Source organism: Kitasatospora sp. NPDC057223, assembly GCF_042669755.1.
In the GTDB taxonomy this organism is placed as follows: domain Bacteria; phylum Actinomycetota; class Actinomycetes; order Streptomycetales; family Streptomycetaceae; genus Kitasatospora.
This window is the reverse complement of the sequence record NZ_JBHUWW010000048.1, coordinates 18,901-31,814: the sequence shown is the minus strand read 5'-3', so window position 1 is coordinate 31,814 and position 12,914 is coordinate 18,901. Positions and strand designations below refer to the sequence as shown.

Sequence of the window (12,914 nt, the reverse complement as noted above, 5' to 3'; positions counted from 1 at the left end):
ACACCGACAGCGGCCTGACCGCCGCCACGGCGTACAGCTACACCGTGAAGGCGCGTGACCTGGCGGGCAACGTCTCGGCGGCCTCCAACAGCGTCTCGGCCACCACGACCGCGGCCCCGAGCGACACCGTCGCCCCGACCGCCCCGTCGGGTCTGGTCTCGACCGGCACCACCTCGTCGAGCGTCTCGCTCTCCTGGACCGCCTCGACCGACAACGTCGGCGTGACGGGCTACGACGTCTACCGCGGCGCCACCAAGGTCGGCTCCACCACCGGTGCGACCACCTACACCGACAGCGGCCTGACCGCCGCCACGGCGTACAGCTACACCGTGAAGGCGCGTGACCTGGCGGGCAACGTCTCGGCGGCCTCCAACAGCGTCACCGTCACCACCGCCACCAGCGGTGGCACCGGCAGCGCGGGCTGCACCGCGGTCTACTCCATCACCAACGACTGGGGCGCGGGCTTCAACGCCAACGTCAACGTCACCAACACCGGCACCACCGCCAGCAGCCACTGGAAGGTCACCTGGAACTTCGGTGGCAACCAGCAGGTCACCAACCTGTGGAACGGTGTCAAGACCCAGACCGGTGCCGCTGTCAGCGTGATCGACGCGGGCTACAACGGCGGCCTCGGCGCCGGTGCCACCACCAGCTTCGGCTTCGGCGGCAGCTACTCGGGCACCAACGCCGTGCCGACGCTCACCTGCACCACCAGCTGAACCAGAGCGAGTTGAACCACCACTAGAGCCGTCCGGCCGGCCCCCGCTCCAGGGGCCGGCCGGACGTACTCGTGTGCCCGGCCCTACGGTGCGGCGGGCGCCGGCTCGGCCAGCGTGAAGGCGGTGTTCACCAGCGCGACGTGCGTGAACGCCTGCGGCATGTTGCCAAGTTGGCGCCCCGCCCGCGGGTCCCACTCCTCCGCGAGCAGCCCGAGGTCGTTGGCCAGGCCGACCACCCGGGTGAAGAGCTCCCGGGCCTCCTGCCGGCGGCCGGTCGCGGCCAGGGCGTCGGCCAGCCAGAACGAGCAGGCCAGGAAGGCCCCTTCGCCGCCGGGCAGGCCGTCCGGGGAGTCCGTTCCGGGCGGCGTCCGGTGGCCGTCGTAGCGCCGGACGAAGCCGCCGTGGTCCAGGCCGTCGCGGACGGCGTCCACCGTCCGCACCACCCGCGGGTCGTCCGACGGGAGGAAGCCGCTCTTCGCCACGAACAGCGTCGCCGCGTCCAACTCCCTTCCGCCGTAGTGCTGGACGAAGATGCCGCGGCGCCGGTCGTACCCGTTGGCGCAGACGTCGGCGTGCACGGCGGAGCGCATCGCGCGCCAGCGGTCGACGGGTGCGGGCAGCCCGGTGGCCTCGGCCATCCGGACGGCGCGGTCCGCGGCGACCCAGGCCATCACCTTGGAGTGGACGAAGTGCCGGCGCCCGCTGCGGATCTCCCACAGCCCCTCGTCGGGCTCCTGCCAGTGCTGTTCGAGGTACTCCATCAGCGACCGCAGCAGGCTCCAGACGTGGCGCTCCATCGGGATGCCGGCCAGCAGCGCCAGGTGCAGGGTGTCCACCACCTCGCCGTACACGTCGAGTTGTAACTGCCCGACGGCGGCGTTGCCGAACCGCACCGGCCGGGAGCCCTCGTAGCCGGGCAGCCAGCCGGCCACCGTCTCGGTCACCACCCGTTCGCCCGCGACCCCGTACATCGTCTGCAGGTCGCGCGGGTCGCCGGCGATGGCCCGCAGCAGCCAGTGCCGCCAGGCGGCGGCCTCCTCGCGGAACCCGCCGCGCAGCAGGGCGGAGAGCGTCATGCTGGAGTCGCGCAGCCAGCAGAACCGGTAGTCCCAGTTGCGTTCGCCGCCGATCCGTTCGGGCAGTGCGGCGGTCGGGGCGGCGACGATGCCGCCGGTCGGGGCGTAGGCGAGGGCCTTGAGGGTGATCAGCGAGCGCAGGACGGGCTCGCGCCATTCGCCCCGGTAGTGGCAGTGCGCGGCCCAGTCCTGCCAGCGGCGCAGGGTGTCGGGGAGCGCGGTGGCGGGCTCGATCCGCGGGGTGTTGTGCAGGTGGGAGGGCTGCCAGGTGAGGACGAAGGCCGCCTGCTGCCCGGCGCCGATCGTGAAGTCCGAGGCGGTGGTGCCGTCGGTGCCGTAGGTGTGCACGCCGGGCGGGACGCGCAGCCAGGCGGAGTCGGGCCCGGCGACGGCGATCCGGTGGTGCCCGGTGCGGCGCACCCAGGGGTCGATGCGGCCGTAGTTGAAGCGCAGCCGCAGTTCGCCGCGCATGTCGACGCTGCCCTCCAGGCCCTCGACTATCCGCACCAGGTGGGGGGCGCGGTCGCGCTGCGGCATGAAGTCGGTGACCCGGACGGCGCCGGTGGCGGTCCGCCATTCGGAGTCCAGGACCAGGCTGTCGCCCCGGTAGCTGCGGGTGGTGCACGGCCCGGCGCCGGCCGGGGCGAGCCGCCAGCTGCCGTGCTGCGGTCCGCCGAGCAGGGCGGCGAAGCAGCTGGGGGAGTCGAAGCGGGGCAGGCAGAGCCAGTCGACCGAGCCGTCCCGTCCGACCAGGGCGGCCGTCTGCAGGTCGCCGATCAGGGCGTAGTCCTCTATTCGTCCAGCCATCAGTGCTATTATCCGGCCCTCCGGTCGGCCCGGCAGATCAGGCGTGGCTGCGGTGGCCCCAGCGGCCTCGGTGGTCCCTGGAATGCGGGAAAGCTGCAGTTGCATGCGTCCGGCGCGCGGAGGATGATCTTCTGTGCATTGTTGTATCCGCAGATCCGGATAAAGCCGGGAAAATAAGGGGTACCGTCATGCGGCGACCGGACTGGGTACCGGCTGGAACAGATCTTGACAAGCCGAACGCGGCCAGGGTCTACGACTATTATCTCGGCGGATCGCACAACTTCGAGGTGGACCGCGAAATGGCCCGCAAGGCCATGGCGCTGTGGCCCGACCTGCCGATGATCATGCGGTCCAACCGTGCCTTCCTGCGCCGTGCGGTGCAGCACCTGGCGGAGGCGGGATTCTCGCGCTTCCTGGACATCGGCTCCGGCATTCCGACCTTCGGCGCGGTGCACGAGGTCGCGCGGGCGATCCGCCCCGGCGCCGAGGTGGTCTACGTCGACCGCGACCCGGTCGCGGTCGCGCACAGCCGGCTGCTGCTGGAGCACGACCCGCTCTCCCACGTCGTCCAGGCCGACCTGCGCGACCCGCAGGACATCCTGGCCCGCCCCGAGGTGCAGGCCCTGCTGGCGCCCGGCGAGCCGGTCGCGGTGCTGCTGGTCGCGGTGGTGCACTTCGTCACGGACGAGGAGGACCCGAAGGGCGCGGTGGCGGCGATCCGCGACGCGCTGCCGCCCGGCAGCGCGCTGGCGCTGTCGCACGCCTCGCTGGAGGGACGCCCCGACCAGGCGGAGGACCACCAGAAGCTCTACAAGTCGACTCCGACGCCGCTGACGATGCGTACCAAGGAGCAGATCACCTCGCTCTTCGACGGCTTCGAGCTGATCGATCCGGGCGTGGTCTACCTGCCCGAGTGGCGCCCGGAGAACCCCCAGGCCGTCGGGGAGCACCCGGAGCGGATGACCGGCATGGCGGGTGTAGGGCTCCGTCCGTGACTGCCGACCCGGCGGACGCCGTCGCGGCCAGGTTCCACGAGTCCTGGGCCGGGCTGCTGGCGGCCGGGCACGGTGCGGCCGTGCACCCCGGCATCCTGCGCCGCCTGGTCTCGCGGACGGCCGCGCTGCTGCACCGGGCCCAGCGCGACCAGCCGTTCGAGGCGTCCTACGCCGAGCAGGCCGGCGCCCTGCTGGTGGACGCGCACTTCACCGATCCCTCGGTGCTGGCCCGCGCGGTCGGGCTGCTGCACGAGCAGCCCGACTCGGACGGGCGCGGCCCGGCGCTCTGCGGCGCCTTCGCGGCGGGCTGGGCCGGCGCCCTGCGTGAGCGCACCCTGCGTGAGCAGGAGGCGATCCGGACGGCCGCCGACGCCGCCCGGCTGGACGCGGAGAAGGCCCTGCGGGCGTCCGAGGCCAGGTTCCGCGCCCTGTTCGAGAGCGCGGCCATCGGCATCGGCATCGGCGACACCGACGGGAACATCCTGGCGGTCAACAAGGCCCTCCAGGACATCTTCGGCGCCCGCCCCGAGGACCTCCAGGGCCACAAGGTCAACGAACTGGTGCACCCCGAGGACACCCCCGGCGTGTGGGAGGCGTACGAGGAGCTGATCTCCGGCAAGCGCGAGTACCTCCAGTTCGACAAGCCGTACTACCGCCGCGACGGCGAGGTGGTCTGGACCCAGCTGACGGTCTCGCTGATCCGGGACGACGACGGCTCGCCGCAGTACCAGGTGGCGATGCTGGAGGACATCACCGACCGCTACCGCCGGCAGGAGCGGCTGCGCCACCAGGCCACCCACGACTCGCTCACCGGGCTGCCCAACCGGGCGGCCTTCTTCGAGCGGCTGGAGAAGATCTTCGAGGACCCGGAGCCGGAGGCCCGTTTCGGGCTCTGCTACGTCGACCTGGACGGCTTCAAGGTGGTCAACGACAGCCTCGGCCACGAGACCGGCGACCAGCTGCTCGCCGCCGTGGCCGACCGGCTGAAGGCCGCGCTGACCCCGCTCGGCCACCTGGTGGCGCGGCTCGGCGGCGACGAGTTCGTGGTGCTGCTGGAGAACTGCCGCGGCGAGCAGGAGGCCGTCGCCGCGGCCAAGACCGTGCTGAACGCGCTGGACGGCCCGGTGCTCATCGGCGACCACAAGCTGGCCGTCGGCGCGAGCGTCGGCGTCCTGGAGCGCCGGGTCGCCACCACCTCCCCGGGTGCGGCGGTACGGGCGGCCGACCTGACGCTCTACCGCGCCAAGGAGGCGGGGCGCGGGCGGTGGACGCTGTTCGACCCCAAGGAGACGGCGCGCGCGGTCAGCCGGTACGCGGTGTCGGTGCGGATGCCGGCGGCCCTGGACCGCGGCGAGTTCTTCATCGACTACCAGCCGCTGCACGCGCTCGCCGACGGCTCGCTCGCGGCCGTCGAGGCGCTGGTGCGCTGGCGCCACCCGCAGCTGGGCGTGCTGGGGCCGGACGAGTTCGTCGCGACGGCCGAGGAGACCGGCCTGATCATGCCGCTGGGCCGCTGGGTGCTGGAGCAGGCCTGCGGTCAGGCGGCCGACTGGGTGCGCCGGTTCGGGGACGCGGCGCCGCAGATGAACGTCAACCTGGCGGTCCGTCAGGCGCGCAACGCGGGCCTGGTGGGCGACGTCGGCCGGATCCTGCAGACCACCGGGCTGGATCCGCGCCGCCTGCAGCTGGAGATCACCGAGAGCACCGTGGTCGGGCCCGAGGACGAGGCCCTGAAGACCCTGCACAAGCTGGTCGGGATGGGCGTCTCGCTGGCCATCGACGACTTCGGCACCGGCTGGTCGAACCTGGCCTACCTGCGTGACCTGCCGGTCTCGGGGCTGAAGATCGCCGGCTCCTTCGTCGGCGACCTGCACGACCCGCGCAAGGACGAGCACACCGGCTGGCGGATCGTCAGCGGCCTGGTGTCCCTTGCGCACACGCTCGGCCTGACCGTGACGGCGGAGGGCGTGGAGACCGGTGGTGACGCGGCCCGGCTGCGCGAGATCGGCTGCGACTGGGCGCAGGGCTGGCACTTCGGCCGGCCGGTGCGGCCCGGGGAGATCGCCCGGCGGATCGCCGAGGGCGGCCCGGTGATGTGACCCCGCCCCGCGGGCCGGACATCCGACCGGTCTTTAATTCGGACAAAGCACCCCAAATGCCTTGACATGCGGGAGCCCCCGTGGGCACGATGGGGCCCTGGCACCGCACTCCGTGCGGAGAGCACATTGGCCAGTTGAAGGACTCGGCGCCTTCGGCGCCCGCGCAGTACCGGCGCCTCAGGCGCCCACGACGGACCGGCACCCGGTGACTCACCGCCCGTGGCCCGCACCCCGCGAAACACGGCCCGCGAACCGCCGCCCGCGGCACACCACGTGACCGCACGCCGCCCGGTCCCGTCCACCCGGTCCCGTCCCGGGGCCCGTCGCCCTGCCGCCGGCGGCAGCACGTCCGACGCCGCGCCGCAGCAGGAGCCCGCCCCGCCACCAGGGGCGCACCGTCACACCGGTGTGCCCGCGGCCTCCCGAGAGGCAGCCTTCGATGAGCATCACCGTGCCCCCCCATGACCTCCCGAACGGCGATCGCGACGCCCGGCCGCCGATGCGCCGCGCGAGCGACCGGGTGACCAGCAGGCCGCCGATGCGCCGCGCCAGCGACCCGGTGACCGCCCGGCGTCCGATGCGCCGGACCGGCGACATCGTCGCCACCACGCACACCGTCAGCCTGGTCGTCCCCGCCCGGGACGAGGCCCGCAACATCCCCTGGGTGTTCGAGCAGATCCCGCGCTGCGTGGACGAGGTCGTCCTGGTCGACGGTTCCTCCGCCGACGCCACCGTGACGGTCGCCCGGCACTGCCTGCCCACCGTCCGCAGCGTGAAGCAGAGCGCACCCGGCAAGGGCAACGCCCTGCGCACCGGCTTCGCCGCCGCCACCGGCGAGTACATCGTGATGATCGACGCCGACGGCTCCATGTGGCCCGGCGAGATCCCGCACTTCCTGCACTTCCTCGACAACGGCTACGACTTCGTCAAGGGCTCGCGGTGCATCGCCGGCGGCGGCTCGCTCGACCTCACCAAGGTGCGCTCGCTCGGCAACCGCGCCCTGCTGGCCGTCGTCAACCGGCTGTACGACGCGACCCTGACCGACCTCTGCTACGGGTACTGCGCCTTCCGCCGCGACTTCCTCAAGACCCTCGACCTGCGCTCCTCCGGCTTCGAGATCGAGGCCGAGATGATCACCCACGCTCTGCGCTCCGGCCTGCGGATCGCCGAAGTGCCGAGCCTCGAACTTCCCCGTCGCAGTGGCCGCTCCCACCTGCACGCCGTCTCCGACGGCCGGCGGGTGTTGCGGACGCTGGTGTCCGAGCGCCCCGGCGCCCGGTCCGCCACTGCCGCCGCCGTCCCGGGGGAGCGATGATGAAAGGCCCCGACCGGCGCACCGCAGCTGCCTGCCCCTGCCCCGCCGCCCGCGACTCGCTCTACACCCCTGTCAGGATCGTCGAACTGGACCTGGACGAACCGAGCGGGCTGCGCCCGCCGGGAGGCCCCGGCACCGTCGACCCGGACGGCCGCGTGTTGGCGTTGGTGCGACTGCACGGACACCCGCTCGGCTTGGTGAACGCCACCGGAACGCCCGGCGATCCTGTCGGACTGCGCCGGGCGCTGGTCGATGCCGCTCATCGCGAGCTGCGCGTTCCCGCCCGATCCGACCGGACCCCGGCCGACGCCGCCCCGGTCACCACCTCAGCCACCTCAGCCACCGCGACACCCGTGGCGCCCCCGGGTCGGGCCGGGCGCGCCCGGGTGCCCGCGGGCCTCCCGCCGATCAGCGTCATCGTCGCCACCCACAACCGGGAGGCCATGCTCGGCCAGTGCCTGGACTCCCTGCTGCGGACCGGCTACCCCGGCCTGGAGATCATCGTCGTGGACAACGCCCCGGCGGACGACGCCGCCGAACGGCTCGTCCGCGGGCGGTACGCGGGCCGGATCCGCTACCTGCGCGAGCCGGTGGCGGGCGTCGCGCGGGCCCACAACCTGGGCCTGGCCGCAGCCCACGCCGGGATCGTCGCCTTCGCCGACGACGACACGCTGGTGGACCGCCGCTGGCCCGCCGAGATCGCCCAGGCCTTCGCCGAGAACCCGGAGGTCGGCTGCGTCACCGGGCTCATCCTGCCCGCGGAGCTGGAGACCGCGGCGCAGGCCGCCCTCCAGCACCACGGCGGCTACGACAAGGGATTCACCGCCAAGCAGTGGTCCCTGAAGGAGCCGCCCGCCGACCCGCTGTTCCCCTTCACCGCGGGCCGGTTCGGGTCCGGCGCCAACATGGCCTTCCGGACGGACCTGCTGCGCGCCCTCGGCGGCTTCGACCTGTCCACCGGCACCGGCACCCCCGCCCACGGCGGGGACGACCTGCTGGCCTTCTTCCGGGTGGTCGCCAACGGGTACGTGCTGGCCTACCGGCCGGGCGCGATCGTCTGGCACCGCCATCGCAACTCCCTGAAGGCCCTACGGGCCCAGGTGTACGGCTACGGAGCGGGCCTCGGCGCATACCTCGCGGCCGCCGCGGCCGGGGAGCCGCGGATGCTCCCCGCACTGGTACGGCGGATACCCCGGGGTATCCGCCGTGCCGCTGCCCAGGCCAACGGGCGGGCCGGCGCCGACGGGGCCCGCTCCCGGAGCCTCGCGCTGCTGGAGGCCGGCGGCATGCTGTACGGCCCGCTGGGCTACCTGCGCAGCCTGCGCCGCACCCGGCACTACGCGCTCAGGGGTGAGTGAGGTGTCCATCCGCACCGCCTCCCCCCGGCGGATCCCGGCCGGTACCTGCCCGTGCCCGCTCCCGCTGCCCTGCCAGTGCTCCTACACCACACTGCTGCGGGCCCGCCTGCGGGCCCTGCTGGCGGGAGATCCGCTGCTGCGCAACGGCCACGTGCTGACGCTGAGTTCGCTCGTCACCGCGGCCCTCGGCATGGTCTTCTGGATCCTCGCCACCCGCTGGTACAGCGCCGACGCGGTGGGCCGCAGCTACGCGGCCCTGTCGGCCGCGGCCCTGCTCTCCGGGATCGGCCAGCTCAACCTGGGCGACGTCCTGGTCAGGTTCGTGCCGACCGCCGGCCGGCACACCCGGCGGGTCGTGCTGCGCTGCTACGGCCTCAGCACCACCACCAGCGCCGTCGCGGCGGTGGTCTTCCTGGTCCTGATCCCCACGCTGGCGCCGGCCCTCGGGTTCCTGCGCGATCCCGTCGTCGCGGGCAGCTTCATCGCCGCCACGATCGGCTACACCCTCTTCGTCCTCCAGGACGGAGCGCTCACCGGCCTGCGCCGGGCCCACTGGGTGCTCGCCGAGAACACCCTCTTCTCCGTCTGCAAGGCCGTCCTGCTGGCCGCCTTCGCGATCTGGGCCCTGAACTCCGGCATCCTGCTGTCCTGGAGTGCGGCGCTGGTCGTCTCGCTGGCCGTCACCAACGCGTTCCTGTTCCGCCGGGCCGTCCCCGCCCACCAGCGCGCGGACCGCGACGGGGTGCCCCCGCCGCGGATGGTGCGCTACGCGGCCGCCGACTACGTCGGCTCGCTGTTCCGGCTCGCCGCCTACAGCCTGGTGCCGCTGTTCGTCCTCGGCCGCCTCGGGGCCGAGCAGAACGCCTACTTCTCGCTCGCCTGGGTCATCGCGTACACCTTCTACCTGGCCGCCCTCAACATGGGCAGCTCGCTGATCGTGGAGGCCGCGCGCGACCCGTCCAAACTCGCCGAGCACGCCCGCCGGGTGCTGCGCAACGCGGGCGCGCTGATCGGCGCGGGCGTCGTGGTGACCGTCGTCGCCGCGCCCTGGCTGCTCAGGCTCTTCGGCGTCGACTACGCCGAGCACGGCACCGCCCTGCTGCGGCTGCTGGCGCTCTCCGCGCTGCCCAACCTGCTGGTCGGGGTGGCCATCGACGTGGCCCGCGCACAGCGCCGGATGCGCCGGGTGGTGGTCCTTCAGGGCGGACTCTGCGTCCTGGTGCTGGCGCTGACCCTCTGGCTGATCCCCGTCATGGGCGTCACCGGGGTGGGCGCGGCCTGGCTGCTGGCCGAGAGCGTGCTCGCGGTGCCGCTGCTGTTCACCCTGCGCCGATGGCTGGGAGCGCCCGTCAAGGCGGCCCCCGCCACAGCCGCACCCGGCGCGCCGGCCGTCCGGCCCGCGCCTGCCGATAGGAGTCCGCGATGAACGCCCGAAGCGACCGGGCCGACCCGAGCCTGACCGTCGTCGTCTGCGCGTACACCCTCGCCCGCTGGGACGACCTGTGTGCCGCGATCGGCTCCCTGCACGCCCAGGACCGCCCGCCCGACGAGATCCTGCTGGTCGTCGACCACTGCCCGGACCTCGCAGAACGCGCGGCCGGGGAGTTCACCGGCATCCGCATCGTCGGCAACCGCGAGACCCGCGGCCTGTCCGGGGCCCGCAACACCGGCCTGGCGGCCGCACACGGCGACGTGATCGCCTTCCTGGACGACGACGCCGCCGCCGACCCGGACTGGACGGCCTGCCTGCTGGCCGCCTACCGCGACCCGGCGGTGCTCGGGGTGGGCGGGCTGGTACGCGCCCGCTGGGAGAGCGGCCGGCCCCGCTGGTTCCCGCCCGAGTTCGACTGGGTGGTCGGCTGCTCGTACCGCGGCCTGCCCGAACACGGATCGCCGGTGAGGAACTTCATCGGCGCGAACATGTCCTTCCGACGCTTCGAAGTGGTCGCCGCGGGCGGCTTCCGGACGGACCTCGGCCGGGTCGGCACCCGTCCGCTCGGGTGCGAGGAGACCGAGCTGTGCCTGCGGCTGGCCGTCCTGCACCCGGACGCCCGGCTGCGGTACGAGCCGGCCGCCGCCGTCACCCATCACGTCCCCGGCGCCCGGGCCACCTGGGCCTACTTCCGGGCCCGCTGCTACGGCGAGGGGCTGTCCAAGGCCGCCGTCGCCCGCCTCGCCGGGCCGGGCCGCGGCCTGGCCAGCGAACGCAGGTACCTGAGTTCGACGGTGCCGCAGGCGGTGGCGCGCGCGCTGCGCACCGGCGGCGGAGGGCCGCGCAGGGCCGCCGCACTGGCCGCCGGCGTCGCGGTCACCACACTCGGCTACGGCACCGGGCAGCTGCACGCCGCGCTGGCCCGGTCCGGCGGAGGCGCGCCATGACTGTCGTACCGGTCTTCCTCTACCACTCGATCGCCGACGACCCGCCCAGCTGGATCGCGCCCTACACCGTGGCACCGCGGACCTTCGCCGAGCAGCTCGACCGGATCATCGGCAGCGGCTTCACCATCGTCCCGCTGCGCCGGCTGGTCCTCGCCCTGCGCGGCGGCCCGGTCCTGCCCGACCACAGTGCGGTCCTCACCTTCGACGACGGCTTCGCCGACTTCTACTGGACGGTGGCTCCGCTGCTCACCGAGCGGGACGTGCCCGCCACGCTCTTCGTCACCACCGGGGCGGTGCACATCCCCGGGCGCCCCGCGCGCGGCAGCCTGCTGCCGTGCGCGCCGATGCTGAACTGGCGCCAGATCGCGGCGCTGGACTCCTTCGGGATCGAGATCGGCGGCCACACCAGGACCCACCCGCAGCTCGACACCCTGCCCGCGCGCCGGGTCTGGGAGGAGGTCGCCGGATGCAAGCACGAGCTGGAGGACGGCCTCGGGCACGAGGCGCTCTCCTTCGCCTACCCGCACGGCTACTCCAGCGCCGGGGTGCGGCGGCAGGTGCAGAAGGCCGGCTGGACGTCGGCCTGCGCGGTCGCCAACGCCTTCAGCTCGACCGCCGACCACCCGCTGCGGATCGCCCGCCTGATGGTCCGCTCGGACACGCCGCCGGAGGTCTTCCGGAACTGGACCGAGGGGCACGGCGCCCCGGTCGCCCCCTTCCCCGAGCGTCTGCGCACCAGGGGATGGCGCGCCTACCGTCGGCTGACGGCCACGCTGGGCCGGCCGGCCGGGGGTCCGCCGGCCGGCTGAGCCCGCCGCCGGCCGGTGCGTCCCGGGTGCCTGCCCGGGGCGTCAGTGCTGCCAGACCCGTACCCAGTCCACCTTCATGTTCGCGACGCTGACGTCGTCCGGCGGCGCCTTCGGGTAACCCACCGCCAGGTTGAGCAGCAGCTCCATCGGGCCGGTGGGGATGTGCGCCGGGTCGGTGTCGTGGAAGCGGGCCACCCCGTCGACGTACCAGGTCAGCGAGTCCTTCTCCCAGTCGAGGGCGAACACGTGGTAGCCACCGGGGAAGTCCTGCGGACCGTACGTCTCGGCCGTCGCCGCGTTCTTGCCGTTCTCGGGCCAGTGCACGGTCATCTGGACGGTGCTGGTGGTTCCGATGAACTCCGCGATGTCGAGTTCGGGCGGCGTCTCCCGGGTCTGCGGCATCAGCCAGAACGCGGGGAACATGCCGGCCTGGGCGGGGATCTGGATCGACGCCGCGAAGTAGCCCCCGGTGAACGTCCGGCGCGGCGCGGCGTCCCAGTTGTCGCGCCCGGTGGTGACCATGCCCGAGGCCCACGGGTACACGTGGCCGTCGGTACCGGCCGTGGTGCGGCGGACGGCGCTCAGGTTGAGCGCGCCGCTGCTGACGGAGACCTGACCCGGCAGGTACCACTCCAGCTCGTGGTTGCCCGCGTTGGTGCAGCCCGCGTTGTTCCAGTCGTAGCAGGTGGCCCAGAGCGCCGGGTTGAGGCTCGTCGCGTCGAACTCGTCCTGGAACACCAGCTGCCAGGGCCCGGGCGCGGCCGGGGAGGCCAGGCTGCCCGGGTCCTTCGCGGCGACCGTCGCCCCCGGGGTGTGCCAGACCTCGGTGGCCCCGCCGCCCCCGCCGCAGGCGGCGGCCAGTACCAGCAGGGCGGCCGCACCCGAGCGCGCAGCCGGGCGCTTCACGTTCCACCGGCGTCTCCACCAGCCCCGCCACCCGTGCGCCGGCCGGGGCCCGGGGCGATCCGGCCGCGCGGGCGCGGGCGGCGGGCGTTCCCAGCGCAGCGCGAGCAGCGTGCCGGCGGTGGTGAGAGCGGCCAGTACCGCCGTCGCCCGGGCGGGCGTGAAGCTGCCGGTGAGGTGGAACCCGACCGCGACCAGCGCGACCACCGACAGGCTGAGGGCGACGGTGAGCACCACCGCCTCCAGCCGGTCCAGCCGGTGGCCGCGCCGGCCCAGCAGGGCCTGGGCCGCCGTCACCAGGGCCAGGCCGGGGCAGAGCAGCAGGAACACCGACGTGACGACGGCCCGCAGGACCGGTACCGCGGTCACGAGGGTGGCCGCCAGTGCGATCCAGCCGGACAACGCGAGCGCCAGTGCCTGTGCGCTTCGCCGGGACATCTGCGGTCACCTCCTG

10 protein-coding genes are annotated in these 12,914 nt (G+C 73.7%); 8 read left to right on the top strand and 2 right to left on the bottom strand.

From position 1 onward, the window contains the following. Positions 1-719, top strand: a 719-nt coding sequence (locus tag ACFUK0_RS18720; RefSeq protein ID WP_380251471.1) for a cellulose binding domain-containing protein, incomplete at its 5' end; no start/stop codon positions are given. 83 nt (positions 720-802) lie between these two features. Here ACFUK0_RS18720 and ACFUK0_RS18715 read toward each other — a convergent pair. Then, positions 803-2,602, bottom strand: a complete 1,800-nt coding sequence (locus ACFUK0_RS18715) for a glycoside hydrolase family 15 protein (protein WP_380251469.1) — start codon at positions 2,600-2,602, stop codon at positions 803-805. Between the two features lie 188 nt (positions 2,603-2,790). Here ACFUK0_RS18715 and ACFUK0_RS18710 point away from each other — a divergent pair, with 188 nt between their 5' ends. The 7 genes from ACFUK0_RS18710 (at position 2,791) to ACFUK0_RS18680 (ending at position 11,557) form a co-directional block, all read left to right on the top strand. Further along, positions 2,791-3,597, top strand: coding sequence for an SAM-dependent methyltransferase (locus ACFUK0_RS18710; RefSeq protein ID WP_380251467.1), 807 nt, complete (start codon positions 2,791-2,793; stop codon positions 3,595-3,597). Beyond that, complete coding sequence (locus tag ACFUK0_RS18705; protein WP_380251465.1) at positions 3,594-5,696, top strand: putative bifunctional diguanylate cyclase/phosphodiesterase; 2,103 nt, start codon at positions 3,594-3,596, stop codon at positions 5,694-5,696. The genes ACFUK0_RS18710 and ACFUK0_RS18705 overlap by 4 nt, the downstream gene beginning before the upstream one ends. A gap of 439 nt (positions 5,697-6,135) precedes the next feature. After that, positions 6,136-7,011: a glycosyltransferase family 2 protein gene (locus ACFUK0_RS18700; RefSeq protein WP_380251463.1), complete on the top strand. Its 876-nt coding sequence runs from the start codon at positions 6,136-6,138 to the stop codon at positions 7,009-7,011. Further along, positions 7,011-8,369 carry a glycosyltransferase gene (locus tag ACFUK0_RS18695; RefSeq protein ID WP_380251461.1) on the top strand — a complete coding sequence of 453 codons (1,359 nt, stop codon included), beginning with the start codon at positions 7,011-7,013 and terminating at the stop codon, positions 8,367-8,369. Before ACFUK0_RS18700 ends, ACFUK0_RS18695 begins: the two co-directional genes overlap by 1 nt. Beyond that, complete coding sequence (locus ACFUK0_RS18690) at positions 8,362-9,795, top strand: lipopolysaccharide biosynthesis protein (RefSeq protein ID WP_380251459.1); 1,434 nt, start codon at positions 8,362-8,364, stop codon at positions 9,793-9,795. The genes ACFUK0_RS18695 and ACFUK0_RS18690 overlap by 8 nt, the downstream gene beginning before the upstream one ends. Then, entirely contained in the window at positions 9,792-10,748 is a 957-nt protein-coding gene (locus ACFUK0_RS18685) for a glycosyltransferase family 2 protein (RefSeq protein ID WP_380251457.1), read from the top strand. Before ACFUK0_RS18690 ends, ACFUK0_RS18685 begins: the two co-directional genes overlap by 4 nt. Further along, a complete protein-coding gene (locus tag ACFUK0_RS18680; protein WP_380251455.1) occupies positions 10,745-11,557 on the top strand; it encodes a polysaccharide deacetylase family protein in 813 nt (270 codons plus the stop codon). Before ACFUK0_RS18685 ends, ACFUK0_RS18680 begins: the two co-directional genes overlap by 4 nt. A gap of 42 nt (positions 11,558-11,599) precedes the next feature. Here ACFUK0_RS18680 and ACFUK0_RS18675 read toward each other — a convergent pair whose 3' ends face one another. Then, positions 11,600-12,898 carry a family 16 glycosylhydrolase gene (locus tag ACFUK0_RS18675; RefSeq protein ID WP_380251453.1) on the bottom strand — a complete coding sequence of 433 codons (1,299 nt, stop codon included), beginning with the start codon at positions 12,896-12,898 and terminating at the stop codon, positions 11,600-11,602. Positions 12,899-12,914 lie beyond the last annotated feature (16 nt).